Source organism: Moorena producens 3L, assembly GCF_000211815.1.
Lineage (GTDB): Bacteria > Cyanobacteriota > Cyanobacteriia > Cyanobacteriales > Coleofasciculaceae > Moorena > Moorena producens.
On the sequence record NZ_GL890843.1, the window covers coordinates 1 to 25,901 of the forward strand.

Genomic DNA, 25,901 nt, shown 5'->3' on the forward strand with positions numbered 1-25,901 from the left:
TCACTGTGAACCCTCACCCCACTAAAATCTGCCCCAAACGACTGTTCCATTGGTTTCCGGATAACTTTCGGCGATGGGCATCCCCGACCCCTTTGCCTGTTGGATTGAGCTTTCCAACTCTGGGGTAGCTGCCATCCCACCTTCAACAGACATTAGCTGCACCATTGGCTTCCTCATCAGTTCATCTTGCTGACCTTGAGCTTGAATTGAGTCTGGTTGAGTGCTGTGACTAGTAACTGGTGTGTTGATCCGATCCACTACTTCCGATGCTACTCGGTCAGCTTCAAGCTCATACTTGTCCCCAGCTTGACCAATAGTCAGCTTCGCCTGCACTGGATTGCCCTGCTGCCAATGGCCCATTAACTCATGGGAAAGTCCCCTAAACATTGGCATTCGCTGAATTGGTTGCCCACTAACAGGGGAGACACTACTCAGCAGAGGATCTTGGGAACGATGAACTTCTCCAGATTTGTATTGCTGGGATTTAATTAGATTACCCAGTGCTCGGTTGCCGATTATCCCTTGCAGTTCCTCGATTGGGTGGTATGTTGGCTTTCTACTTCCTAATACTTGAGACTGATCTCGAGTTAGAGTCTTTCTGGTTTGGCTTTGTCGTAGATTACCCATGAGCTTGACTAAATCTTAAATACTCGGCAAACGTCACCTAATCATGATATAGCCGAATCGCACTGAGGGGGTTCACCTCAAGACCGCGCTACATCCCTACCAACGTGGCATAGGTCACCTAGTTAACTCAAGCAACAACAGAGCAGGGGTAGGGTGGGCAAATGATGAGAGTTTGGCAATAGATCAGTTATCATGTCCATTTGCCCACCCTACAAAAGCGATCGCACTACAAGATCCGCGATCGCACTGCTCAACCTGGGCTGAGTTAGATCGGTAACATCCAATTGCTTAGCAAATCAGCACTAAGGCTTGGGTGTACCTGCTTATTTCAAAGATGCTTTTACTTTTTCATAAAGTAGATCATATTCCGGTATATTGGGATCGACGCCTAGTGCACCTATAAGTGCGTAGGCGTAGGCTCGGTCTAATGGGTTTCCACGAATTGACTGCTCAACTATGAATTTGGCTGCCCAGTTTCTGATTTTTCCCTTATTTTTCTCTATGGCTGGAACAAGATCGGCTTTATTTGGTGCCTGATCAGGCGGCAGGCCTAATTGGTTTTTTAGGATGTATTTTGCGAACTTCCCTTGTTTCGGGTCTTCCCAGTACTCTATTATAGTTTTCGCTATCTCTGGTGGCTTCCTATGACTGTATTTTTTCCCTGCTCTTTTCAATAACAGGCCTATTGCGCCAATTCCTGCGATCACTCCTATTACACCTGCGCCTATGCCGGTAACGGACGCGGCACCTACTCCTGCTACGCTCACACCGGCGGCTATTGCGCCTCCTGCTCCTCCTATGAATGCCCCTGTGCCTGAAATGATATCGTTTCTCGCACGGGCTAGTTTACTCTCGGCTTTTCTCTCTGTGTAACCCGCCGTAGTATATGATTCTCCTTTTAGTTCTTTATATCTTTCGTCCAGAGATTTGGCTTTTTCTTGGCTTTTTCCCTCTTCTTTGCGATTTTTAATGGCAACATAGGTACCTATCGCTCCAAAAAGTGAACCTATTCCAGCGAATGCGAAACCGACGCTGGGAAGGCCTAATACTTGTAACGGACCAGTTATTCCTGTTGCACCTGATTCTAACGCACCTATAAAACCTGACCCAACACCGGCTCCGGTCTGGGTTACATCCAGACCTGTAAACCCTTTATGGTCTGGTACTCGAGTCACTGCTTGTTTTAATCGTTTGGTGCTCGATGTGTTCCGGGTTGAACTTTGCTTTTCTGTTCTTTCTCTGTTTCTCGGTAATAGGGGAACATTCTCCTTGACCAGATTATGTAGCTTTTCTAACGCTAGCGCTAAAGTGCCACTATCATATAATTGATAACCTTCATTTTTGGCGAGTATATATACTAGATCCATTCCTTGTGATAAGACATAAGGCATCTGCTCTTTTAAATCTCTCTCTAACTGTTCCCAGGCATCGATTGACCTGACATTACTAATAGCGTCCTGAATTTCTTCTATAAATCGATCATATTTTGCACTTGCTGTTTTATTTTCTTTAAAAGAAAATTCTATAATATATTTGATTTCTATGAGTTCACTAATGATGCTACTATATTTGTGATCATATTCTTTATGTTTCTTCTCTGCATCTTCGGGGCTCATGCACTGAATCAATGAAGTTTGTGGAGCCGAAGTCTCCAACAAGTGCTGGGGATAATTCTGATAATTAGCAGGATTGGTAACTGCTTGTCTGACTGCTCGTCTTCCCATCAAGTCAGCTTCTTGTTCTAGGCTTTTCTCATCGTTGACCATGATACCCTTCGTTTGGGTGGTACCTTGGACCCGTCCCTGCATTTGCTGCACCACATGCCACGCCTCGTGGGGCAGATGTCGCTCCTGCCCCGGGCCCACCTCGATCGTTTTACCCTGGGTATAGGCGAGTGCCTGGATCTGGGCAGGTTTGGGCGAATTATAATGAACTCTGACATCATCCAGTGAATATCCTGACAGGTTTTCCACTCCTGCTTTGAGCTTATCTGGCAATCCGGTTTTATTCGGGATAGGTGCGTTAATCCGGTCTAAATCTTCCGATGCTACTCGGTCAGCTTCAAGCTCATACTTATCCCCAGCTTCACCAATAGTCAGCTTCGCCTGCACTGGATTGCCCTGCTGCCAATTGCCCATTAACTCATGGGAAAGTCCCCTAAACATTGGCATTCGCTGAATTGACTGCCCACTAACAGGGGAGACACCACTCAACAGAGGATCTTGGGAACGATGAACTTGTCCATACTTGTCTGGCTGGGATTTAATGAGATTACCCAGTGCTCGGTTGCCGATTATCCCTTGCAGTTCCTCTATGGGGTGGTATGTTGGCTTCCTACTTCCCGATACAAGAGACTGATCACGAGTTAGTGTCTTTTTGGTTTGGCTTTGTCGTAGATTACCCATGAGCTTGACTCAATCTTAAATAGTCGGCAAAGGTCACATCATCATGATATATCCGAATAGCACTGAGGGGGTTCACCTCAAGACCGCGCTACATCCCTACCAACGTGGCATAGCTCACCTAGTTAACTCAAGCAACAACAGAGCAGGGGTAGGGTGGGCAAATGATGAGAGTTTGGCAATTTAATTAGGAATCATGTCCGTTTGCCCACCCTACAAAAGCGATCGCACTAGGGTGGGCAAATGATGAGAGTTTGGCAATTTAATTAGGAATCATGTCCATTTGCCCACCCTACAAGAGCTTCGCACTACTCCATTATTTGGTGATATTTTGCAACTATCTATTCTTGATCTTGTTCTGCTGATCTAAATCTTTTCGCTTTTGGACTATATTCAGCTGCTGTAGACGCCTGTCCATCATCTACAGCACTTGAGAAGTTCGTGTCTAGTTTCGACTCACTTGGCAAAAACTTTTTTCCGAATTCGAATAGTTTTTCGGCATTTGCCATGATGTCTTCGATCTTCTGCGCTGATGGGATGTTTTTATTGCTACGGGTACTCATGAAATCCCTAAGCTCGAAAAATGGCACTCCCTGTTCATTTAATTCATAGGCTCCCAATCCCTCCCTTTTGGTTCTGTATCCTTCTGGGGGTGACAAAACATCTGATAACCATTCATTCCCCTGTTTATCCTTATCCTTACCCTCATCAATTTCCTGTTGAATGAAATCCATTGGCAACGGATTCTTGATACTAGAAATCCATGATGATACTGTAGGTTGTTTAGACTCTTCGACTTTCTTGCCTGTTTCGTCATAAAGACCTTTACTAAAAATATCAGGTAATATTTCTAGTTGATTCCTTTTTTCGAGCACTTTCTTACTAAATATGTCTAAGATCTTTTCTAGGTCTATGCTATCCTTTGCTTTTAATTGTTCATACATTTCGCTAAACCTATTTCTCGGCATTGTAGCAAAAGCATATTTTGGATCCTCTTCTTTTCCTTTTGTGTTTGCATCAAAGGTTTCGATTAGTGCCATGAGGAGCATCTTTAGATAGCCTATTACGGCTCTATAGTCTTCCTGGGAGTCTATAGTTTTCAGATCTGTCTGATTGATCGTCTCTTCTATGATCTCTTCGTTTAATTTTAATTTCAAAAGTTGCGCTGTTTCTGCCGCGCTCTTTCCTATCAACTGGCGATAATCTTTGTTGTTTTTGTCCGCTAATAGATCTATGTAATAGCCAAAATGTTTAAACGGTATGTCTAGGGTTGCCTGTGGAACAAACTTCGCTTTTTCTGCATCTCTCCTCTCTTCTGCTACATATCTTATTTGATAGGGCATGCCAGCCACCTTTTCTCCTGAGAACAAAAAACCACCTATATTATCGCCTTGATTCACCAAATCATTTTTTCTTTTCTTATTCTCATTGAGAAAATTTTTCATATCTGTATGTGCTGCCTTTATTTCGTCCGAATTATTCATCGGATCAGTGACGAATTCTAGATTGCCATTGTCGCTTGTTATTGCTACTTTGCCTTTTTTTGCTAACGCTTTCTTAGTATCTTTTATTTGAGTAAAGCAGTCTTTTTTATTTTCGTCTTTTCTTTCTACTTTTATTTCATTATCTGATTCCGCCTCTATAGCAATCGCCCGCTGTATTATCTTCCTCCCGCTACTCCCTAGTATCTCTTTCTTTTGCTGAACCACATGAGTCAATTCATGAGCAATTAACTCCTGCCCTCCTCGACTCCCAGGGTTATATTCCCCCTGCCGAAAGAAGATATCTTTACCTGTAGTAAAAGCACGAGCTTGAATAGATTGATTCAACTGGTCAGATTGGGCATCATTGTGAACCCTGACTCCACTAAAATCTGCCCCAAACGACTGTTCCATTGGTTTCCGGATACTTAAGGCGATCGGCATCCCCGACCCCCTTGCCTGTTGGATTGAGCTTTCTAACTCTGGGGTAGCCGCCATTCCACCTTCGATGGATTGAAGCTGCACCATTGGCTTCCTCTTGAGTTCCTCTTGCTGACCTTGAGCTTGAATCGACTGATGTTGAGTTGACAAACTAGAAACTGGTGCATTAATCCGGTCCACTACTTCCGATGCTACTCGGTCCGCTTCAAGCTCATACTTATCCCCAGCTTCACCAATAGTTAGCTTCGCCTGTACTGGATTGCCCTGCTGCCAATGACCCATTAACTCATGGGAAAGTCCCCTAAACATTGGCATTCGCTGAATTGGTTGCCCACTAACAGGGGAGACACTATTCAGCAGAGGATCTTGGGAACGATGAACTTCTCCAGATTTGTATTGCTGGGATTTAATTAGATTACCCAGTGCTCGGTTGCCGATTATCCCTTGCAGTTCGTCGATTGGGTGGTATGTTGGCTTCCTATTTCCTGATACTATTGACTGATCTCGAGCTTGTGTCTGTCTAGTTTGGCTTTGTCGTAGATTACCCATGAGCTTGACTAAATCTTAAATAGTTTGCGAAATTAACAACCAATCATATTACCGAGTAGGTTATCGGTGTAGGGGAGTGAAACTGTCAGTCTGGATTGGGAATATCCCCATCCACTTCAACTATTGGGCTTTTTTTATGATGATCTGTTCCAATTCTGCTAAGAAACTCTCGATGGCAGTAATTGTTGATTGTGCCATCCTTTCAACTAGACCTCTCTGAGCATTGGTTATCCTTCGTGGTCTTCCTTGATTAAAATTTGGGAGCAAGTCATTTAAAACTTTTATAATCTCAGCATTTCCAGAGTTATTAACCTGTTGTTGATAAATTTGCTGAACTCCATACCAATCTAAACCTAGACCCATTCCGACTTGAGTTATCCAGCCTCTTGGGTGGGCATGAGACTGTGCCGATGTCAAAACCTTTCTCAAAGCAGATCGGAGTATATTTGGAGGAATATTCCTTCTTAAAATCAACTGCTTCTCGTGAGGGTTGTAGTTTGGTAGGGGTCTTGCTTTGAGGCGCTCGCCTCCACCTGCTGTTGATGTAGCTATTGCCGCCTTGGGCTTGAAGAAGGCATATTCCTTGAGATCTCCTCGGAGGCCGCCGAGTACATTTTTCATAAGCTCCCTTCCTTCCCCACCTTTGATACCGAACAATCGATTTTTGAGTCCGCTGTTAGGGTCTGTTGGATTCTTTAAGAGTGCTTCATACTTTATAAGTGTATTAGGTTCAGGAAAATATGGTGCCCTAGGATCTACTTTTGAAATAATCCGACGAACCTTCATATCAATTTTATTAGCCAGTACACTCAAATCGTCATCAGCAGGCAAATCTCCACCCTGAGCCCCTTGACGCAGCTCGTACCCACCGCTGGCAAGATAGGGGAGTTGTCTTCCTTTAGTCTGATGACGTGTAAGGAGTTGGTCGTACTTGGAAAATAAACCCATGGGTTGATAATGACCGTGTCGAGATTGCTCCTCTGGAACTTTGAGACTAAGCGCGTCGGCATCCCCAATATGAATATAAATGTTTGGTATGTTAAATCGATTTTTTAGGTCATTCACACATCTTTGAGTGTATTGGCTTTTAGTTATTTCATCCCTAAATACCCCATAAGGTAGATAGTTAGCTTCTTTTAATGTTGCTTCTGCTTGATCCTGCTCCTGAGTATTAAGTGTCCCGAAGTCTGTTTCTATCTGATTTGAATCTGCCTTTTGGTTGGTAGATTTTTTAACCCAAAACGGTTCCCATGTAAATCCAAAAACAATCCCTGGATAGTTAAAATTGCCTGTATTATTAATCACATCTCTGATTTCATCCTCACTTCTAGCCCTCATTAAGCTTTTGTATTTATTCACCCCAACTACTAGCCTAAATCGATAAGACATCTCTGTTTTATCTTCAAACCCCTCCTCATACTTAGTAGCGATTGCGTTTGGAGTTGTACCTCCCGGATAGGTAGGAACATTTGCCACATAGCCGTAATTAAACTGGGGATATGGTTGATTGGGTCGATGACCAACTAACTTGTGATGTACATAGGAAGTCCGAGGAGGATTTTGTCCCTGCTGTTGAACAGTTTTTAGTTCGTACTTGTCTTGGAACTGCATCAAAGACATACACTGGATCCTAGCTACAGGAGCTGCGCTGACCCTAACAGATTGATTAGTCACAACTTTGCCACCTCCTTGCTGCACCACATGAGTCAACTCATGAGCAATTAACTTTTTCCCCTCCTGACTCCCAGGGTTATATTCCCCCTGCCGAAAGAAGATATCTTTACCTGTGGTAAAAGCACGAGCCTGAATTGATTGATTCAACTGGTCAGATTGGGCATCAGCGTGAACCCTGACTCCACTAAAATCTGCCCCAAACGACTGTTCCATTGGTTTCCGGATACTCTGTGCGATCGGCATCCCCGACCCCTTTGCCTGTTGGATTGAGCTTTCCAACTCTGGGGTAGCCGCCATTCCACCTTCGATGGATTTAAGCTGCACCATTGGCTTCCTCATCAGTTCATCTTGCTGACCTTGAGCTTGAATCGACTGATGTTGAGTTGACAAACTAGAAACTGGTGCGTTAATCCGATCCACTACTTCCGATGCTACTCGGTCAGCTTCAAGCTCATACTTATCCCCAGCTTCACCAATAGTTAGCTTCGCCTGTACTGGATTGCCCTGCTGCCAATGGCCCATTAACTCATGGGAAAGTCCCCTAAACATTGGCATTCGCTGAATTGGTTGCCCACTAACAGGGGAGACACTACTCAGCAGAGGATCTTGGGAACGATGAACTTCTCCAGATTTGTATTGCTGGGATTTAATTAGATTACCCAGTGCTCGGTTACCGATTATTCCTTGCAGTTCCTCGACTGGGTGGTATGTTGGCTTCCTACTTCCCGATACAAGAGACTGATCTGGAGTTTGTGTGTTTTTGGTTTGGCTTTGTCGTAGATTACCCATGAGCTTGGTTAAATCTTAAATACTCGGCAAACGTCACCTAATCATGATATAGCCGAATGGCACTGAGGGGGTTCACCTCAAGACCGCGCTACATCCCTACCAACGTGGCATAGCTTCCTTTGTTAACCCAAGCAACAACAGAGCAGGGGTAGGGTGGGCAAATGATGAGAGTTTGGCAATTTAATTAGGAATCATGTCCATTTGCCCACCCTACAGAGTGCGATCGCACTACGAGGCAAGCGATCACGACAGACCTTATTTCATTTACTGGAATTCTCTATCAATTTTTGCAGGGTTTTACTTGCTATTTCCATTCTTTGGGTGTGATCCACTTCTTCTTCCTCGTCAGACTCATCCAGTTCTTCTTCTTCGTCATACTGATCCGCTATGGGAGGGTCTTTGATCATATCCCAATCAAACCTTTCCATTATTTCCTGAAATAATTTCCCTTTCTCTTCGGCTGTTAGACTGCCGATCATATGCTCCAAAAACTTTTTGTCTTGTTTCGTGTCTTCTTTACCTAGTACTAGATTATAGCTATATCTCTCCAAGGATCCAGCTATTAAAGAGTTCCTTCTCATTGTAGGTGGCTGCTTTTCATATCTTGTATTTGGTAATTTTTTGAAATCCTTGGCTCCTTGACGGTAATTTTCATTATTGAGCTCTATTGTTAATAGAGAACCGCGATTTTCTACTTTAGCTCTCTTGCCCATCGCTAACATTGTTACACTCACTGGTGCTTCTTCTTCCAGAGGGAGAAAGTAAAGCAATTGAGGGTACGATTCATCTTCGTTTTCTGTTTTTTCGTAAGCCTTTAGTAACTCTTTCGCCTTTAAGGCATCTTCATAACTCCAAAACTCTAAATCAATATCTTGTGGGGTTCTCTCAAAACCATATTCCGTTTTTGCTGCGAAACTACCACCGATTCTATAGTTTAATGTTTCCAACTGTTTTTTAACAATATCGGCTATCCAGTCAATTAATTGTTTCTTTTGGTCATCCTTTTCCTCAGGAGCTCTTTGCACAGGTTTCTCATAATTGGATATTGGAAACATTGTTAAAGGGGTGTTAAGTATAGAAACAGGATGTTGTAATGCCTCTTTTCCTTTCAAATTTGCTTCCTTTTCAAATCCCGCATCATCGTTTATATTTATCCCACTTTTAAAGTTTATCGTAGACCGCAATTTACCTTGGTTTTGCTGCACCACATGGGTCAATTCATGGGCAATCAATTCCTGCCCTCCTCGACTCCCAGGGTTATATTCCCCCTGCCGAAAGAAGATATCTTTACCTGTAGTAAAAGCACGAGCTTGAATAGATTGATTCAACTGGTCAGATTGGGCATCATTGTGAACCCTGACTCCACTAAAATCTGCCCCAAACGACTGTTCCATTGGTTTCCGGATACTTAAGGCGATCGGCATCCCCGACCCCCTTGCCTGTTGGATTGAGCTTTCTAACTCTGGGGTAGCCGCCATCCCACCTTCTACAGATTGAAGCTGTAACTTTGGCTTCCTCATCAGTTCATCTTGCTGACCTTGAGCTTGAATCGAGTCTGGTTGATTGCTGTGACTAGTCACTGGTGTGTTGATCCGATCCACTACTTCCGATGCTACTCGGTCAGCTTCAAGCTCATATTTATCCCCAGCTTCACCAATAGTTAGCTTCGCCTGCACTCGATTGCCCTGCTGCCAATTGCCCTTTAATTCATGGGAAAGTCCCCTAAACATTGGCATTCGCTGGATTGGTTGCCCACTCACAGGGGAGACACTACTCAGCAGAGGATCTTGGGAACGATGAACTTGTCCAGATAAGTCTGGCTGGGATTTAATTAGATTACCCAGTGCTCGGTTACCAATTATCCCTTGCAGTTCCTCGACTGGGTGGTATGTTGGCTTCCTACTTCCCGATACTATAGACTGATCTCGAGCTTGTGTCGTTCTGGTTTGGCTTTGTCGTAGATTACCCATGAGCTTGGTTAAATTAAGAGTCGGCAAACGTCACATCATCATCATAGAGCCGAACAGTGACTGGATCAAGAACAGTATCATAAAACTACTTTGGCAAGGGCTCTACTATCAGCGATCGCACTGGAATCTGAATTGTTCTATCGTAACCATTCAGCTCATACGCTATAGGCAAGCTATGATAACAGCGTTCAAGCGGATCGCTTCTTTTAAGCTGACTGCTGAGTGCTGATAGCTGTTGGCGTAGCCTGCCCGTAGCGCATATGCTTACTTATTTATGACGCCATTAAAGAGGTGATTTTACAATGTATAACCTAGAGTTTTATCGCCAGATAATTCAGTCGTTGTTGACGGATTATGCTGCCATTCCCATCGCCAATGGAGTGATTGATTGCTACACGGTTTTTGATACGAAACAAGACCACTACATGGTAATGACTGTGGGATGGGATGGCTATCGGCGGGTCTATGGTTGTGTTTTACATTTAGATATTAAGAAGGGAAAGATTTGGATTGAGCAAAATATGACGGAAATGAGAATAGGCCAAGAACTTGTGGATCGAGGGGTAGCGAAGGACGATATTGTGCTGGGGTTTCAAGCACCAGAATTTCGGCAATATACGGACTATGGTGTTGGATACTTTGTAAGTATGGTAGGGTGGGCAAATGATGATAGTTTGGCAATTTAATTAGGAATCATCGACCTTTGCCCACCAGCATGGTAGGGTGGGCTCGTCTTGCGCTTCGAGGATAGATTCATCCCCTTGACGAATGGCTCGTCCATAAGCCAGCACCTCCTCAAATGCCGGTTCATCTTTAAAAGATCCTGTAATTTGTTGTAGCCAATTCATCGGTTGGGGGGTCGAAACTTGCTTCTGTAACTCCGCGATCGCATCCTCTATGGCTGTTAGCCTTTCCTAAGCGAGAAGTGTTGATTGTCATTTGAGTTTTTCGTTAATCAGTAAATCAATTGACATTGTTATAATTCAATATAACAGAATTCGGAATTAGTTGGTTGGATTTTATTCCCTCAAGCCAATCTACAATATCGGCGTAAGGACTTGTTTTTTTTGGCAATTAATTGTACTATTAAATCGTTTGTTTTGAACAATGCAAATAGATGGTTTGTTACATTTCATGCTATAGATGGTGCGTTACATTTCATTAACGCACCCTACAAGAGATGCGATCGCACTGAATTTATCAAGGTCTAAACTATGCTTTCACAAAACCTGAGAATTGTTACTCTGCTCCCCAGTGCCACGGAAATTGTGGCAGCTTTAGGATTAACTGATGCCATTGTGGGGCGATCCCACGAATGCGACTATCCCGCAACCATCAAAAATCGACCTGTCTGCACCGAGGCTCAAATCAATAGCGACAAACCTAGTGCCGAGATTGATGATGATATAAACAATCTGGTAAAACGTGCCTTGAGTATTTACCAAGTAAAAACTGATGTTTTAGAACAATTGCAACCAACCCACATTGTTACTCAAGATCAATGTGATGTCTGTGCTGTCAACTTCGATGTGGTCGAGAAAGCAGTTGCTAACCTTACTAATAGCCAGCCTCAGATAATTTCCTTGCAGCCAAACTTGCTAGCTGAAGTTTGGGCAGATCTTGAGCGAGTTGCTACCATCTTGGGAGTAGAGTCACAATCTTTACTGAAGCAATTACAGTCTCGCGTCGAAACCTGTAGGCAAAAGACACAGGAAATCTCGGAAAATCACCGCCCTACTGTTGCTTGCATAGAGTGGACTGATCCTCTCATGGCTGCTGGTAACTGGATTCCTGAATTAGTAACAATTGCAGGTGGTAATCCTGTGTTTGGAGCTTTAGGTAAACATTCCCCTTATCTGGAATGGGATGCTCTAGTAAAAGCTGATCCAGACGTAATTATTGTAATGCCTTGCGGCTTTGATTTGGAACGCACAACACAAGAAACCCAACAGATGGCTCAACATTCGCAGTGGTCAAGTTTGCAAGCGGTACGCCAGCGTAAGGTTTTTGTTACTGATGGTAATGCGTATTTCAATCGTCCAGGACCAAGACTAGTAGATTCAGTAGAAATGATAGCGGAAATTTTGCATCCAGACCTGTTCACCTTTGGTTATCAAGGCAGTGGCTGGGAACGGTTTGAGGTAGGAAATGCTTAAGTGCGATCGCATTTTGTAGGGTGGGCATTGCCAGTTTCCCACTCCCCTACCTGCCCGAATTCACCAAAGCAATGCCCACCAAAAAGTCAAGCTACCCACAGTTAATCTATAGCGTTTCTCATACCTATGAGGTACAGTATTCATGGGCGCTTATTACCTTAAGACCTTCTTACTTCTGCCTTCTGCCTTCTGCCTTCTGCCTTAAAAGGATAAGTTTTGTCCTCATGACTCTGAGAATTGCTATAAATCAGGCAGAACAAGGGAACACCTGCAACTCATAGGTTAATTTAAACTGGTCTATTTCAGAAATAATACTAGGCTCCAGCATCTCTTGATTTAAGATTAATTTATCTCCCAAGCGCTGCAATACAACCGTTTCATAATTAAATAGCAAAACAGCTTCTCCGACAGTCTGCTGTAGCAAAGTTATGGTTGCTCGGATCAGAGTACGCAAGCCCCCTTCATAATCTTGATTGGGATTAATCCGAAAACCAACAACTAAAGTAGCTCGAAAACCAAAGTTTTCCTCAGTAACATCTTCCATCGATCTTCTACATCAGCATTAATAAGTATTCCTGGTGCTTTTAAGTTGTCTTGTCGCCACTCCAAACTGGGTTGGAAGCAGTGCGTACACATTTTGTAGGGTGGGCATTGCCTGTTTCCCACTCCGCTACCTGCCCGAATTAACCAAAGCAATGCCCACCAACCACAGATAGAAGATAGTGCGATCGCATTTTGTCGGGTGGGCATTGCCTGTTTCCCACTCCGCTACCTGCCCGAATTAACCAAAGCAATGCCCACCAACCACAGATAGAAGATAGTGCGATCGCATTTTGTCGGGTGGCCATTGCCTGTTTCCCACTCCGCTACCTGCCCGAATTAACCAAAGCAATGCCCACCAACCACAGATAGAAGATAGTGCGATCGCATTTTGTCGGGTGGGCATTGCCTGTTTCCCACTCCCCTACCTGCCCGAATTCACCAAAGCAATGCCCACCAACCACAGATAGAAGATAGTGCGATCGCATTTGGTAGTGCGTAAGCATTTTGTCGGGTGGGCATTGCCAGCCCTACGATTAATTATGATTACCTGTCGGTGGGCAGTGCCTAGTCAATCTCTCTAAAGGTTGACAATTTTTCATAGGCACTGCCCACCCTACGATTAATTATGATTAATTATGATTAATTATGATTAATTATGATTAATTATGATTAATTATATCAAAAATGTAGACAAATAAAATATATTTTATCTTCCTTATTATCCCTTCTACCACACTGCTAACTCTTACCAAATTTTCTCCATATTTCGTAATAAAAAAATTCCTAAACCCCTTGACAAGTAATTAATTTGTTAATATATTAATAATATACCCAGTTTCAAGGTATAGTTTCCAATGAGCAAAAACATTAATCCGAACTCTGAAAACCCAAGTCGCAAATCTAAGAAAGTCAAGCACATATTGATCGGTTCTCCTGAGGAGGTTAAGAAGACAATTTATGCCATTTATTCCCTTAAATACGCCTATCCCGACGAGTGGAGCAATCCGGAGCCTACCGGAAAGCCTGGAGAGGTTATGACCTTTTTGATTCGATATTTCTACGTAGACTAGGATAGGAATTTGCCAGGGTTTTACGCCCTGGCGACAATGAATAGTGAAAGTTGTTTTGTGGTCAGCATATGCGCTACGCGCACGCTACTTGAGGTGCGGTCAGCGGTCAGCGGTCAGCGGTCAGCCTTGGCCACAAGCCTTTGGCTGATAACTGATAACTGATAGCTGATAGCTGATAGCTGATAGCTAACTCGATCAGAATCTACTAATTGATCAAGAGTTATCTAGATTTGAGTGCAGCTCAGCTGTATTGGAAGCTTATACCATAGAATTCGGTCAAGCATTGGAGTTAACCAGAGCTTGACCGATTTTTTTTATTGCTATAGTTATAGAAGCATTTAGTAGGGTGGGCATTGGTTATTTCAAACTTCCAATCCTTCAATGACATACATTAGCAGCATTTGGTAGGGTGGGCATTGCCTGTTTCCCATCTCCCCTACCTGCCCGAATTCACATAAGCAATGCCCACCAAGCGCAGATCGCATTTGGTAGGGTGGGCATTGCTTGAAACCAACTCCCAACCCTGCCCGAATTCACCTGAGCAATGCCCACCAACCTTTGAAATAATATAGTGCGAGGGGCACTAGTATTTGATCATCACGCTATAGGTTATTTTAACTTCTTCACCGGGGTTGATACTAATCGGAAACTCTACTGTTTTTGCATCTAGTTGATTGTAACTATGGCTGGTTTTTAAAATTTTCCAGTCACCACTAAATCGTTCCACAACCCATACTTGTGCTTGGTCTTCTTTGCGATTGCGGATGGAAATCTCAACGCTGTCTTCTGTCACCCTGTTAGAGATTTGTTTGTGAGCCGTGCGTTTGCGATCGCCTACTACATCAAAGGAGTCACCAATATATAAACCGACCACCTCATCCCTTGGTGTATGATCAATTAAGTCTTCACCTAAAAACTGTAAGTTACCGCGCCGATCAGCTTTATAAACTCTTACCTTTCCCTTAGGCAAAGGCATCCCCATATTATTAGTTTTAGTATTAGCCAACTCTAGGATAACATTAACTTTATCCTGGTGGCTGTCCTCTCCTTGCCCTGGAGGATTTATACGACTATAATACCACTGTTTGCTACTATCAAATATCAGTTTACGGTTTACCTGTACCTCTGCTGCAGAAAGTAATGTCATCTGTTTGGTTTCATTATTTTGTACAGTAGTTGTGCCATCCAAGGTGTAGAGATGATACTCAAAAAACGTTTCTTCTTCAAACTGAGGCTGGGCAGATCGTGCCTTGACAGATTTTAACATCATCACTTGTGCTTGTTCATATTCTTCCACCCGACGAACATCCCCAGCGATTAACTGCAACTGACTGTTTTCATAGGTAGCACCGCTGCGATTGTCCAACGTTACCCAGCCGGTGATATCTACCTTGCTCTCATCGTCACTAACAACTGCTACATAATCAGCTTTCCAGGTAATGGCATTAGCAATATAGGAAACTTCCGTAGCATGGTCTCCTGCTTCACTTACCTCAAGTTTCCAGACCAGAGAAGGACGAGAGACTAATCCCTCTGGCATTTCATTCAGCTCCATTTCACCAGAGGGATTAAGCACAACGTTCCCATTAGGCAAACGAATAGCTAGTTTCTGTGACTGATTGCTACCTCGATAGGAATTTTGGCTAGCCACCGTCACTTCAGGAGGATTCAGCAGCTTACCTTCGAGTATCTCTATCTGTCCATCTGGGTTGACTCGTCTGAAGCGGATAGTCTTGCCAACTGATTTATTCAAGATGGTTATTGGATTAAGTAAATCATACTGGTAGTTTTGTTCACGCACCATCACACTATTAGGTGCAGTCACGGATTTGAAACTAATTGAAGTCGGGTCGATTTGTGCTGCCACATCCTCGTAGCGTACTAAGTTTGTACCCTGCTTCAGAGAAAGCTGGCGCTGCTCCCGGACTACGGCGAAGTTTTGATTATAGATAGTTAGGGAAAAGCCTTGGCTCTGTTTGGCTGTGGAGATAATCGGGTTGTCTGCCATGGTTATTCTAATTTAGGTTATAGCCTCTAGGTTTTAGGCAATAGGATTAAGACTATCGTTTGCTAGCCCCGGCTCAAACACGGAGGCTGTCAACTGCTTTGCTTATACCTAAGACCTAATACCATTAGTCTAATCCCTATAATTTATGTTATAATTACCGTTTTTATGCTATCCCTCAGTTCATAGGTTATTACCCATTACCTATAGCTATTATAAATAGGTTGTGAACTATCACGGAGGCAGGATGCCAACAATAACTATTATTTTGGGTTTCTGGATGTTCACAACTCGTTTATAAACCCTAGCCCATTACCAAATAACTCTAGGTAGCGTTCCTGAGGCTAGTATTGATGTCAGCTATTAGCTATCAGCTATTAGCTATCAGCGTGTCGCGTATCAGCTATCAGCCATTGGCCGTAGGCGACGCTACTTGAGGTGTTTATGCGCTACAGATGGTGCTACTTGAGGTGCTTTTGAATAAAATAAGCTGACTGCTGACGGCTGACTGCTGAATGCTTAAGTATTGATTAATCTTATTTACTTTTAAGACTTAAGAGTGCCAAATCGATTAAGCCAATTTGGCGCTTATTGACTAAATTCAGTCAATTTTGTCTTATGCGATCGCACGCCGATTTTTCGGATTACAAAAGTATGCAAAAGTAAGCGTTTATATATAGATGACTCCTGGTTAAAGTTTCGCTATTTCCACTCTATATATAAACCAAACAAGTCATATTGGCCACATGATTGATTTCACAATACTTAAACTATTAATTAAAAGTATTATGGTCACGGGTTCATAAGGATAGGTTTTTAGAAATCATATCCACCTACCTAGAGGTAAGGTAGTAGAGTTGTCAAGAGACAAAAATGACAAAAATAAAAATCAGACTATCGAAAAGTCATGACCAGGAATTCGATATCACATTGATCATATCTAATCAACCAGAAGACCTGAGAGGTTTTTTACCGCCCCAACCACCAGATTTGCAATCATCATTCAATCAATGGCTGTCCGGCTATCGTAGTTTAGAGGGTGTACGCCTCGAACTCAAAAATGTGATTGTTTCTTCCGATGTTCAGAGCCAGGCTAGGGAAGTGATAGCCTGGGTAAATGAATGGCTCAACTTTGGCAGTAGCCAATGGCAGCCGATCCGGGATAAATTAATCGAAGTAGGAAGCCGATGGCAGGGTGCTAAAAAAGAAGAAATGTACATCATCCTTGATTTTCCCGAGGAGAAGTTTATTCAATTAGGTCGTATCCCTTGGCAAGAGTGGGATTTGTTGAAAAACTACTACTCAGACTCTGAAATAGCTTTAAGGCTTTATGGTAAGCAAGCTCAGACAATTATTACCATTCAAAAATATTGGAAAGTCCGAATTTTGCTGGTTGTGGGAAGGAGTGACGACATCCAAACCGAAAACGATATCAAGATAGTTAAAAATTTAGAAAAAAAAGGAGCAGAGGTTAAGTTATTACTTCAGCCTACCAAAGAAGAACTATCGGAAGCACTTTGGCAAGAACCAGGCTACCAGATTTTCATCTTTAGTGGTCACAGTAGCTGTGATCAGCAGACGCCAATTAGCTGGCTTGAGTCAGGGTAAGCGCAAAGAGGTAGACCAACCGATTCAAAGGATGCAGCCAAAATTAAAATTGAAATACGAGGAAAATGAAACTGAACTACCAGGCTCTGTTACTGGAATAAAAATGTTATTAAACGGGCAGTTATATTTTGCTCAATCCTCTCGGTACATCACAGATAAAGAAAGTTACCAGGCCAGACAAAATGGCTTTAGTATCAGAGCAATCCCCGTCGCCATTAATGGTATTGCTATAGCGGTTAATCCTAACTTAAAAGTAAGCATTCAGCAGTCAGATGACCGCTGAGAGCTGACTGCTGAATGCTTACAAAAGTAAAAAGTCAAAATTAACAATTAACAATAGGGCTCCTAAATCAAATGTGATAATTTTTGATGCCATATTCCCTACTCCCTACTCCCTACTCCCTGTTCCCTTTGCTAAAGTAAAAATTAACAATTAACAAACTTCCATCAGCACATCCTGATGCATCCTTGCCCGGTCTACCAATGACTGAATTTGATCTTTAGTCAATGCTTCACCATTAGCATAGTGTTCTAGCCAGGTTTTACTAATCACATTGGGGTCATCTGGTAAACTAGCAACATCCCATCCAGGTAAATCCAGTTGCTCCATCAAGTAGTTAACTTTGGGGTCATAACTGAGGGCAAAACATCGACATTCTTCCGCTGCTGCCATAATCAAACTGTGGTAGCGCATCCCAATCGCCATTTCCACCCCCCGAAATAATCCTTTCAATTCTCTAGGGTCTTCTATAGAAAAGATCTGATGGGGACCCGTTAACTGAGACGCAATAGATTGGGCAATGGCCAAATCTCGGGAAGCTTGGAAAGGGACTAATAAAATACAGGTTTGTGTGGCTTTCTGAAAATCCACTAAGGCATGGGTCAGATTATTCAGGCGTTTGGGAGTTAGGGTAGAATGCGATCGCAAAGTAACTGCTACTCTTGGTGCTGGTAAATCCCACAATCCTGGTACAGGTTTGGAGTCTAATGCCCAAACTGGATCCGGAGCCATAATAAAGGGAATTTCCCAATCTGCTAGGAGTGTCGCTGAGCCATAATCCCTGACACTGACTGCTGTACATCCGGTGAAGGACCGCTGGGCTAGCCAACCAATCAGCCGACGCTTAATTGGACCAACCCCCTGGGCCCAAGCAATGGTTTTCAGACCCATCCTTTGGGCTAATCCCATTAAACCACAGTAGTAGAGAGGGCTAGCGGCACTAGTCACATCTTGGATTAAACTACCACCCCCCCAGATGAATAGTTCGGAAAGGCGCATAGCTTTGAGCACTGGTAGGGTAGACATGCGATCGCAACTTTCCACTCCATAGCGCTGACGAGTTTGACTAGGGTTACCGGAAAGGACTATCGGCTTCACTGACTTTGGTAGCATTTGCAGCAGTGACGCTAACAATGCTTCATCGCCACCGTTGCCCTTGCCGTAATATCCACATAAAACTGCTTTGACTTGCTTCATGCCTTCAACTCGTCTTGGCTACTACTCCCCATATTCCCATCCGTGAGTGTAAAAAAAATACCAATTAAAGTAGGGTGGGCAAAGTAATATTATCTAGAATACTCATTTGAACCAAACTGTTTTTGCCCACCCTACAAGCTATATTCCCATCTGTTAACCGATCCGTTAACCCATCAATTGCCCCTGATTGCATCCTATTGCATGGGATCAATAGCGTGTAAAAAAAATACCAATTAAAGTAGGGTGGGCAAAGTAATATTATCTAGAATAGTCACGCATAACCAAACTATTTTTGCCCACCCTACCAGCTATATTCCCATCTGTTAGATCGATTAACCCATTAATTGCCCCTAATTGCATCTTATTGCATGCGATCAATAGTACGATATTGAATGGCTTCAGCAACATGTTCAGTTTTAAGGTCATCATTACCACTCAGGTCGGCAATGGTACGGGCAACTTTGAGAATACGGTCGGTGCCTCTAGCAGAAAGACCAAGTTTGCGAATAGCGCTTTCTAATACATTACGGGAAGTATCATCTAATTTACAGAATCGACGTAGATGATGGCTTTGCATCTGAGCATTGCAATGAAGAGTCGGTTCAGTTTGGAAGCGGTCACGAGTGCGATCGCGTGCGACTTGGACTCGTTCTCGCACCGGTGCTGATTCTTCTCCTGTAGACTGTCTAGTGATTTCTTCAGGTTTAAGCCGATTGACAGCTACTTGTAAATCAATGCGATCCATTAATGGTCCTGATAGCTTCGACCAATATTGTTCCCGTTGGCGAGGGGAACAGCTGCAGGGTTGAATTGGGTCACCAAAGTATCCACAGGGACAGGGATTGGTACTAGCCACTAAGGTAAACTGAGCAGGAAACTGTACCGATTGGCGGGTGCGGGAAATAGTGACTTGTCCGTCTTCCAAAGGTTGGCGTAAGAACTCTAACACATTGCGCTTGAATTCTGTCAACTCGTCTAAAAATAGAACTCCCCGGTGGGCTAAGGAAATTTCCCCCGGTTTCGGAAAACTACCACCACCGACAAGAGACGGACCAGAGGCGGAATGATGGGGACTGCGAAAAGGGCGATCGCAGATCAGTTTGCCGCGATTTTTCAATAAGCCAGCAACAGAATAAATTTGAGTGACCTCCAAAGCTTCAGCAAAACTCAACGGTGGCAAAATTCCCGGTAATCGTCGCGCCAACATGGTTTTACCACTGCCAGGAGGACCGACAAAGATTAAATTATGTCCCCCAGCCGCAGCAATTTCTAAAGCTCGACGCCCATGAGCCTGACCTTTAACATCCTTTAAATCCGGTGCAGTAGACTGGGTTACTTGCAACTCCCCCACGCTATCAATCTCTACCGGTGAATAGCGGTTTGGCTGGTCAAGGAAATCAGCAACATCGGATAGGTGCTCAAATCCATACACAGTGATGCCATTCACCACTGCAGCTTCTGTAGCATTGTCAGCAGGAACCACTAAGCCACTAATTCCCATTTGCTTTGCTGCCGCAGCAATTGGAAGTACACCAGCCACAGGTCGCAAACTGCCATCAAGAGACACTTCTCCGAGAAATAGGTGGTCTCCCAATAACTGAGGATTTAACTGTTCCGATGCCGCTAAAATCCCGACACTGATTGGTAAATCAAAACTAGGACCTTCTTTCCGTAAGTCAGCCGGGGTCAGGTTAATCACAATCTTGCGTATCGGAAAGGCAAAACCAGCATTTTTCAGTGCTGCTTTCACCCGTTCTCTAGACTCTTGGACAGCGGTATCCGGTAAACCAACGACTACAATTCCCGGTAAGCCACCAGACACATCTACTTCAACCCCTACTTTTACAGCATCAATGCCGATAATTGAACCACTCCAAACCCTAGCCAGCATAGTGTTAGCCTGATAAGTGTTTTGGGACAAGGAAAATCAAATAAGGGGAGAGTAGGAAAACTCCCCATCTCCCCATTACCAGTCTCACTTTTTCCTTCGTTTCTCTTTTTACGAACCTTCACTTAAAGGCAAGTATAGTGCTTATCGCCTGGAGAGTTTAACCGGGAAATTACATAAATCAAGAGTACTGATCTCCTTTCCATAAAAGGGATGTAACCTAGGATTTTCCGGGAATCGGGACTCGGGAATCAGTAATTGGGACTCGGGAATCAGTAATCAGTAATCAGTAATCTTACGACCATTAGCCATTAGCCATTACCTATTACCAAAAATCCAGGGACTATTTGGGAAGACATTAATCGAAGTTGATATTACAGATAGTTTTCCACTAACGCAACAATTATAGTAGACCTCTTACAAAAGTATTGTTCTGATAGTGTTTGTCTCAATTCTTGTTCAGGTGATCCGCTGCTCCGAAGTTCCCTGTTCCCTACAACTGCCGCCAAGTCTAGTATACTGAGGTTGGGTTGATAGGAATTACCCATGCAGTCGTTTGAACCAGGTTTTATTGAGCGCCAGCTGATTACTCAAAATCTACTGCGTACTATCCGGCTGATTGGTGAGTACAAAGGCAAGCAAGAACTGTTCAAAGAACAGTCACCCCAAGTTTTGCAAACACTACGTCAGGCGGCGATTATTCAGAGTACGGAGTCCTCCAACCGCATAGAAGGCATTACAGTGCCCCTGGAACGCATCAAGGAACTGGTAGCGGAAAAAACTACGCCCCGCGATGAAGCTTCGCTTCCGCTAAAAGCGATCGCTCCGAACAAGAAATTGCTGGCTATCGAGATGTACTTAGTACCATCCACAGCAGCTATGCTAACATCCCTTTCACTCCAGGGGTGGTGTTACAGCTGCATCGTGACCTTTATCAGTTTTCTGTTGGTGAGGGTGGGCGCTGGAAGTCGGTAGATAATCAAATCAGCCAAACTTACCCAGATGGTACAAAGGTTGTGAGGTTTCAACCACTTGCGGCTTATGCTACACCATCCGCGATGGAACGCTTGCATGAACAATTCAATCGCCTCTGGCAGTCTGAGCAAATCGAACCCTTACTGCTCATCCCCACCTACGTCTTAGATTTTCTGTGCATCCACCCTTTTAGTGATGGCAATGGACGGATGGCTCGGCTGCTGACACTACTGTTACTATACAAAGCTGGTTACGAGGTGGGGCGGTTTATTAGTTTGGAACGCATTGTAGAACGGACAAAGGAAAGCTACTACGATACACTTTACCAAAAACTTTGGGTAATCGCGCCCCATCCTTCTAGGACTGCTTTTCCTTTTGTGTGCTATAATAAGAGTATAATTAATAAACTTTTCTTTAGATAGGTATGATCTAATCATAAGTAGACAACGTAAAAAATATGTATTAGATACGTATTGCGTAATTTGGTCTAACGACTATAACGTCTATGAAAAATTAGATAAGAAAAAGTATCTGTCTATCCATATAAAAAGGTACGGTGGGGCACACCGAAACCTGGATCCATGATCTAAACGCTCGGGGAGATTTGTCCTCTACTTTTCCTGGTTCCGGCAAGGGATAGCAAGACGAGTCGTAGATCCAAGAATCCCCGTTCTTCTAGGACGGGGAGTGTCAACAGTCCTCCCAAAGCTGGCATCAGGGACAGCATAGTTTGTTACCTTGGTGGGAGTATTTTCTGGGAGTGTTGGTGCTATCAGCGTACCGGGATTTTGAGCAACGGGTTGGGTTAGTAACCTCAACCAAAGGCGCTAAAACAGCGATGGTGCTAGATGCCATTAACAATATAGTTGGAGATTTTTCGATCAAGCATTTACAGGATCAATGTCCTACTGTAGGAATTGATCTGATTCGTCGTATCTTGCGCCAGGAAAGGAAAGCTGGGCGGCTCGAATGCCTTGGGCGAGGGCCAGATGCCCGTTGGCGGAAGAAATAGGTACTGTACCTATTAAATAGGTACTGACAAGCTAGTTAGTACCTATTTAAGGGGAATTTCCGTTGGAGAAGCTGTGTGCTCAGGCTTATGTCCGCACCTTCAAAGCCCAGTGGCAAGCACAACAGTTGCTGATCTGACTCCCCATCTCCCCACACTTAAAAAACTTACAACACTTAACACACTTAACACACTTGAAACACTTACAACACCTCGTTCTCTTTCCCTGTTCCCTGCTAGATATTACAAATATTGTTCCACTAAGGCAAGAATCTTATCTTCTTGAAACCCTTGGGCTAACTCTTTGAGGTTGTTAGCAAAAGCCATATATTTGTGATCCAGTTCTTCCAGGTAGATAGCTCGCTCCCGAATTTTTTTCATACTGCCCAACATCGCCAACTCATACAGCACTTCCATCTCTTCTAGTGGCGGAATCACTAGTTCAGTTGGCTCCACTGAACCGTTTTCAGGGTTTATCTTTGAAACCTGATCATTCTGTTCGTAAACCCACTCCAGATGTAAATACTTTCCTAACAAGCTCAATAACTTTGGTTCATCTACGGGTTTGGACAAAAAGGCATCACAACCAGCAATTTGACTCTTTTTCTGATCCATATCCAGTACACTAGCAGAGATAGCAATAATTGGCACTTCCCTAATCTCTGGGATTTGGCGAATTTCCTTAATGGCTTCAAACCCACTTTTAACCGGCATAACTAAATCGCTCAAAATCAGATCCGGTTGGATTTGTTGAGCCAAGTCAACTTCCTGCTCACCATCTTCACCAGTGACCACCTCAAATCCCAAGGGTGCAAGCATATTCTCAAGAACTAAGCGGTTTTCGAGTTTGTCATCTACCACCAATAGCCTACGTTTTTTACCTCGATATCCTATAATTTTATCTGGTATTTCAGCTTTAGTTTCCCCACTGATCGCTGCCAGATTAAAACTAACTTCAAACCAGAATTTTGACCCTTTACCCAATTCACTGGTGACCTTGAGTTCACCACCCATCAATTCTACTAATTGTTTAGTGATAGCTAATCCTAAACCTGTGCCCTCAGAGCGGCGTTGAGTATCACCCACTTGTTCAAAAGGTAGGAATATTTTATGTAACTGCTGGGGATTCATACCTACCCCAGTGTCAATAATATCAAAACAAATAGTAGAAGTATTAACTTGATACTCCTTAACCCTCACCCCCAAGGTTACTTGACCTTGCTCGGTAAATTTAATGGCGTTTCCTAACAAGTTTAGTAATACTTGTCGAAGTCGTTTTTCATCAGCTATAATTCCAATAGGTAAGTTAGATTCAGTTTGGTATTTGAACAAAATATCTTTCTCCAACGCCCGCATTTTTATCACTCCCACAACACTGTCGAGGAAGTTAGCAAAATGGATATCATCGGGGTAGAGTTCCATTTTACGGGCTTCGATTTTGGATAGGTCTAAGATGTCGTTGATTAGGGTCAACAAATGAATCCCGCTTTTGTGGATAATTTCTAAACCATCAGTTTGGCGGAAACTGAGATTATGTTCTCGCTTAAGAATTTGAGCATAGCCAAGAATGCCGTTGAGGGGGGTGCGCAATTCATGACTCATATTCGAGAGAAATTCGCTTTTAGCCTGGTTGGCAACTTCTGCTTTGTCTTTCGCCTCTGCGATTTCCGCCGTGCGTGCTTCCACCCGTTGCTCTAAGGTTTCAAAGGATTCTTTAAGTTGCCGTGCCATTTGGTTAAAGGATTCACTCAATTCCCCGACTTCATCGGAGCGCTTAATAGTTAAAGTTTTATTCCATTTCCCTTTAGCAATGTCTTTAGCAGCCCTATTGAGATGTAAAATCGGTTTTATTACCCACCGTGCTGTAAAAATGCCAATGATTGTTGCTATAATTAGAGCGTAAATACACAACAGTATGGAGAGCCTGGTATTGGCGTTAATTTCCGCCATAAAATCTGACTCTGGGATGACAACTACCACTAGCCAATCCAAACCGCGCTGGTTATTCAGAGGAGTAATTTGGACAAATTGACGTTCTCCATCAAGCTTAAAGTTAAACTGCTGTGCTGCTTCAATTTTGGAAAGATTGCCAAGGTTTTCAAGCAAATACTGTGCTGTAATTTGGGTTAATGGGTTTTGACTGTCTGTGGCCTTCAATCGTTTAGGTGGATTGTCTTGATGGCTGAGTACAAATGGTTGTTCAGATGTTGAACTAGCAATTAACTCTCCTGACGGTTCTAAAAGAAAAACTTGACCAGAAGGACTGATGGTGAGTCCCCGCAGGAAATCACTAATCAGGCTAAGAATAAGATCAACAGCTATAACACCACGAAAATTTCCTGTCTCGTCTTGAACAGGGGCAGACAAAGTGATTCCGAGTTTACCATCATCAGAAAAGTTGTAAATTTTGCTCCATCTGGGTAATGGTGACTCTACCGCACTGATATACCAGGGCCTTTTGCGCGGATAGAAGGGTTTGGAGACCAACAACTGAGTCCGCTGACCTTGGTCGTCTAAAGCATAGGTATTGCGCATCGGAAAATCTCCGAAGTCCTTAACAACGAATTTTCCATCTGGTTCCCGTCTGGCAAAGGCATATTCTAGCTTTTCCGGATTGCCTGCAATATAAATGGAACGAACAGACTCAAATAGTTTGACTTGTTTCCAGAGGTGACGTTCCAAGACAGCAAGATTGTTAAAACTTAATTGTTGGAGCTGCCAAGCATTGATATTACTTTGAACAATAATATAAGGGTACTCTAAGTAATTATTCAGATGCTCTTGGACGCGGTTAGTGATTTCGCTCTGTAACTGGAGTGCAAGTTTATTAACCGCTTTCTCGCCATTTCTAAAGGAGAGATATCCTACTAATCCAACCGCTGTGAAGATCTGCAATACAAAAGGAACAATCAGGACAGTTCCTAAGGAAACCTTGGAAACCAAACGGTTGAGGGGTTTGATGGTCATCGTCATGACTTTGAAAAAAACAATTGCTCTTCAACCTTGAGCTAGATTTCAGTTTGGCTGAAATCATGGTATTGGTAGCAATCGGCTGTTGACGATGAGATCGTGATCAGGATTGCTCTGATCTGAGTCTTCCCCAAAAAAAGAACGAAATACCAGCTTTTTTTGCCAAGTTTGCTTCTTATTTCTAGCGCTTATAGCGTTTTCAATTGGGTATTGAATGTACCTCATCAGTATCAGGAACGCTATAACAATCTTTCCCATCTCCCCGCG

General features: G+C 43.3%; 22 protein-coding genes. 9 read left to right on the top strand and 13 right to left on the bottom strand.

Features of this window, described 5'->3' with window-relative positions; genetic code table 11:
• The 5 genes from LYNGBM3L_RS49755 to LYNGBM3L_RS47175 form a co-directional block, all read right to left on the bottom strand.
• On the bottom strand, positions 1–50 hold a 50-nt coding region (locus LYNGBM3L_RS49755; RefSeq protein ID WP_369118721.1), incomplete at its 3' end, for an eCIS core domain-containing protein.
• Positions 51–950: 900 nt separating this feature from the next.
• Positions 951–3,032 carry an eCIS core domain-containing protein gene (locus LYNGBM3L_RS46420; protein ID WP_008181758.1) on the bottom strand — a complete coding sequence of 694 codons (2,082 nt, stop codon included), beginning with the start codon at positions 3,030–3,032 and terminating at the stop codon, positions 951–953.
• A 338-nt stretch (positions 3,033–3,370) separates the two neighbouring features.
• A complete protein-coding gene (locus LYNGBM3L_RS47170) occupies positions 3,371–5,500 on the bottom strand; it encodes an eCIS core domain-containing protein (protein ID WP_008181760.1) in 2,130 nt (709 codons plus the stop codon).
• Positions 5,501–5,620: 120 nt separating this feature from the next.
• Positions 5,621–7,963 (bottom strand): eCIS core domain-containing protein, encoded by a 2,343-nt coding sequence (locus LYNGBM3L_RS34785; RefSeq protein WP_008181762.1) that lies wholly within the window; start codon positions 7,961–7,963, stop codon positions 5,621–5,623.
• A 260-nt stretch (positions 7,964–8,223) separates the two neighbouring features.
• Complete coding sequence (locus LYNGBM3L_RS47175; RefSeq protein WP_008181763.1) at positions 8,224–9,933, bottom strand: eCIS core domain-containing protein; 1,710 nt, start codon at positions 9,931–9,933, stop codon at positions 8,224–8,226.
• A 302-nt stretch (positions 9,934–10,235) separates the two neighbouring features.
• Between LYNGBM3L_RS47175 and LYNGBM3L_RS09405 the strand changes: the two genes are divergently transcribed.
• The gene (locus LYNGBM3L_RS09405; protein ID WP_008181765.1) at positions 10,236–10,619 is read left to right on the top strand and encodes a XisI protein; all 384 of its coding nucleotides are present in this window, start codon (positions 10,236–10,238) and stop codon (positions 10,617–10,619) included.
• Here LYNGBM3L_RS09405 and LYNGBM3L_RS40235 read toward each other — a convergent pair whose 3' ends face one another.
• A complete protein-coding gene (locus LYNGBM3L_RS40235; RefSeq protein ID WP_071986840.1) occupies positions 10,620–10,832 on the bottom strand; it encodes a hypothetical protein in 213 nt (70 codons plus the stop codon).
• Positions 10,833–11,147: 315 nt separating this feature from the next.
• Here LYNGBM3L_RS40235 and LYNGBM3L_RS09410 point away from each other — a divergent pair, with 315 nt between their 5' ends.
• Positions 11,148–12,089 carry a cobalamin-binding protein gene (locus tag LYNGBM3L_RS09410; protein ID WP_008181767.1) on the top strand — a complete coding sequence of 314 codons (942 nt, stop codon included), beginning with the start codon at positions 11,148–11,150 and terminating at the stop codon, positions 12,087–12,089.
• A gap of 247 nt (positions 12,090–12,336) precedes the next feature.
• Here the strand turns inward: LYNGBM3L_RS09410 and LYNGBM3L_RS09415 are convergent, their stop codons facing one another.
• Genes LYNGBM3L_RS09415 through LYNGBM3L_RS44970 form a run of 3 tightly spaced genes read right to left on the bottom strand, consistent with a single transcriptional unit; the run spans position 12,337 to position 13,035 of the window.
• Entirely contained in the window at positions 12,337–12,633 is a 297-nt protein-coding gene (locus tag LYNGBM3L_RS09415; protein WP_008181769.1) for a SitI3 family protein, read from the bottom strand.
• Positions 12,588–12,839: a hypothetical protein gene (locus tag LYNGBM3L_RS44965; RefSeq protein WP_161603143.1), complete on the bottom strand. Its 252-nt coding sequence runs from the start codon at positions 12,837–12,839 to the stop codon at positions 12,588–12,590. The genes LYNGBM3L_RS09415 and LYNGBM3L_RS44965 overlap by 46 nt, the downstream gene beginning before the upstream one ends.
• A 31-nt stretch (positions 12,840–12,870) precedes the next feature.
• A complete protein-coding gene (locus tag LYNGBM3L_RS44970; protein ID WP_161603144.1) occupies positions 12,871–13,035 on the bottom strand; it encodes a hypothetical protein in 165 nt (54 codons plus the stop codon).
• A gap of 451 nt (positions 13,036–13,486) precedes the next feature.
• Here LYNGBM3L_RS44970 and LYNGBM3L_RS09420 point away from each other — a divergent pair, with 451 nt between their 5' ends.
• Together LYNGBM3L_RS09420 and LYNGBM3L_RS48510 are read left to right on the top strand one after the other, a co-directional pair.
• Entirely contained in the window at positions 13,487–13,702 is a 216-nt protein-coding gene (locus LYNGBM3L_RS09420; protein ID WP_008181771.1) for a hypothetical protein, read from the top strand.
• Positions 13,703–13,738: 36 nt separating this feature from the next.
• Entirely contained in the window at positions 13,739–13,864 is a 126-nt protein-coding gene (locus LYNGBM3L_RS48510) for a hypothetical protein (protein ID WP_267872005.1), read from the top strand.
• Between the two features lie 421 nt (positions 13,865–14,285).
• Here LYNGBM3L_RS48510 and LYNGBM3L_RS09425 read toward each other — a convergent pair whose 3' ends face one another.
• Positions 14,286–15,710 (bottom strand): DUF4139 domain-containing protein, encoded by a 1,425-nt coding sequence (locus LYNGBM3L_RS09425; RefSeq protein WP_008181773.1) that lies wholly within the window; start codon positions 15,708–15,710, stop codon positions 14,286–14,288.
• A gap of 870 nt (positions 15,711–16,580) precedes the next feature.
• Here LYNGBM3L_RS09425 and LYNGBM3L_RS09430 point away from each other — a divergent pair.
• Both LYNGBM3L_RS09430 and LYNGBM3L_RS09435 read left to right on the top strand, forming a co-directional pair.
• Positions 16,581–17,315 (top strand): hypothetical protein, encoded by a 735-nt coding sequence (locus LYNGBM3L_RS09430; protein ID WP_008181775.1) that lies wholly within the window; start codon positions 16,581–16,583, stop codon positions 17,313–17,315.
• On the top strand, positions 17,275–17,598 hold the full coding sequence (locus LYNGBM3L_RS09435; RefSeq protein ID WP_207554315.1) for a substrate-binding domain-containing protein: 324 nt from the start codon (positions 17,275–17,277) through the stop codon (positions 17,596–17,598). Before LYNGBM3L_RS09430 ends, LYNGBM3L_RS09435 begins: the two co-directional genes overlap by 41 nt.
• Positions 17,599–17,748: 150 nt before the next feature.
• Here LYNGBM3L_RS09435 and csaB read toward each other — a convergent pair whose 3' ends face one another.
• Both csaB and LYNGBM3L_RS09445 read right to left on the bottom strand, forming a co-directional pair.
• A complete protein-coding gene (gene csaB / locus LYNGBM3L_RS09440; protein WP_008181779.1) occupies positions 17,749–18,792 on the bottom strand; it encodes a polysaccharide pyruvyl transferase CsaB in 1,044 nt (347 codons plus the stop codon).
• Positions 18,793–19,153: 361 nt separating this feature from the next.
• Entirely contained in the window at positions 19,154–20,683 is a 1,530-nt protein-coding gene (locus LYNGBM3L_RS09445; RefSeq protein WP_008181781.1) for a YifB family Mg chelatase-like AAA ATPase, read from the bottom strand.
• Between the two features lie 543 nt (positions 20,684–21,226).
• Here LYNGBM3L_RS09445 and LYNGBM3L_RS46425 point away from each other — a divergent pair.
• The 3 genes from LYNGBM3L_RS46425 to LYNGBM3L_RS09455 all read left to right on the top strand — a co-directional run bounded on the left by LYNGBM3L_RS46425 (position 21,227) and on the right by LYNGBM3L_RS09455 (position 22,667).
• Entirely contained in the window at positions 21,227–21,655 is a 429-nt protein-coding gene (locus LYNGBM3L_RS46425; protein ID WP_008181783.1) for a hypothetical protein, read from the top strand.
• Positions 21,589–22,077: a Fic family protein gene (locus tag LYNGBM3L_RS46430; RefSeq protein WP_202799176.1), complete on the top strand. Its 489-nt coding sequence runs from the start codon at positions 21,589–21,591 to the stop codon at positions 22,075–22,077. Before LYNGBM3L_RS46425 ends, LYNGBM3L_RS46430 begins: the two co-directional genes overlap by 67 nt.
• A gap of 308 nt (positions 22,078–22,385) precedes the next feature.
• The gene (locus LYNGBM3L_RS09455; protein WP_008181786.1) at positions 22,386–22,667 is read left to right on the top strand and encodes a hypothetical protein; all 282 of its coding nucleotides are present in this window, start codon (positions 22,386–22,388) and stop codon (positions 22,665–22,667) included.
• A 240-nt stretch (positions 22,668–22,907) separates the two neighbouring features.
• On the opposite strand, the gene LYNGBM3L_RS09460 is transcribed toward LYNGBM3L_RS09455, so the two are convergent.
• Positions 22,908–25,631: a hybrid sensor histidine kinase/response regulator gene (locus LYNGBM3L_RS09460; protein ID WP_008181787.1), complete on the bottom strand. Its 2,724-nt coding sequence runs from the start codon at positions 25,629–25,631 to the stop codon at positions 22,908–22,910.
• Positions 25,632–25,901 lie beyond the last annotated feature (270 nt).

Coding starts and splice junctions, on each gene's coding strand:
- LYNGBM3L_RS09425 (WP_008181773.1), bottom strand. CDS start 15,710: ATGGCAGACAACCCGATTATCTCCACAGCCAAACAGAGCCAAGGCTTT.
- LYNGBM3L_RS09430 (WP_008181775.1), top strand. CDS start 16,581: ATGACAAAAATAAAAATCAGACTATCGAAAAGTCATGACCAGGAATTC.
- LYNGBM3L_RS48510 (WP_267872005.1), top strand. CDS start 13,739: ATGAATAGTGAAAGTTGTTTTGTGGTCAGCATATGCGCTACGCGCACG.
- LYNGBM3L_RS09420 (WP_008181771.1), top strand. CDS start 13,487: ATGAGCAAAAACATTAATCCGAACTCTGAAAACCCAAGTCGCAAATCT.
- LYNGBM3L_RS09445 (WP_008181781.1), bottom strand. CDS start 20,683: ATGCTGGCTAGGGTTTGGAGTGGTTCAATTATCGGCATTGATGCTGTA.
- LYNGBM3L_RS47175 (WP_008181763.1), bottom strand. CDS start 9,933: ATGGGTAATCTACGACAAAGCCAAACCAGAACGACACAAGCTCGAGAT.
- LYNGBM3L_RS09405 (WP_008181765.1), top strand. CDS start 10,236: ATGTATAACCTAGAGTTTTATCGCCAGATAATTCAGTCGTTGTTGACG.
- LYNGBM3L_RS47170 (WP_008181760.1), bottom strand. CDS start 5,500: ATGGGTAATCTACGACAAAGCCAAACTAGACAGACACAAGCTCGAGAT.
- LYNGBM3L_RS09410 (WP_008181767.1), top strand. CDS start 11,148: ATGCTTTCACAAAACCTGAGAATTGTTACTCTGCTCCCCAGTGCCACG.
- LYNGBM3L_RS46425 (WP_008181783.1), top strand. CDS start 21,227: ATGCAGTCGTTTGAACCAGGTTTTATTGAGCGCCAGCTGATTACTCAA.
- csaB (WP_008181779.1), bottom strand. CDS start 18,792: ATGAAGCAAGTCAAAGCAGTTTTATGTGGATATTACGGCAAGGGCAAC.
- LYNGBM3L_RS46420 (WP_008181758.1), bottom strand. CDS start 3,032: ATGGGTAATCTACGACAAAGCCAAACCAAAAAGACACTAACTCGTGAT.
- LYNGBM3L_RS34785 (WP_008181762.1), bottom strand. CDS start 7,963: ATGGGTAATCTACGACAAAGCCAAACCAAAAACACACAAACTCCAGAT.
- LYNGBM3L_RS44970 (WP_161603144.1), bottom strand. CDS start 13,035: ATGCCCACCCGACAAAATGCGATCGCACTATCTTCTATCTGTGGTTGG.
- LYNGBM3L_RS09415 (WP_008181769.1), bottom strand. CDS start 12,633: ATGGAAGATGTTACTGAGGAAAACTTTGGTTTTCGAGCTACTTTAGTT.
- LYNGBM3L_RS44965 (WP_161603143.1), bottom strand. CDS start 12,839: ATGCCCACCCGACAAAATGCGATCGCACTATCTTCTATCTGTGGTTGG.
- LYNGBM3L_RS09460 (WP_008181787.1), bottom strand. CDS start 25,631: ATGACCATCAAACCCCTCAACCGTTTGGTTTCCAAGGTTTCCTTAGGA.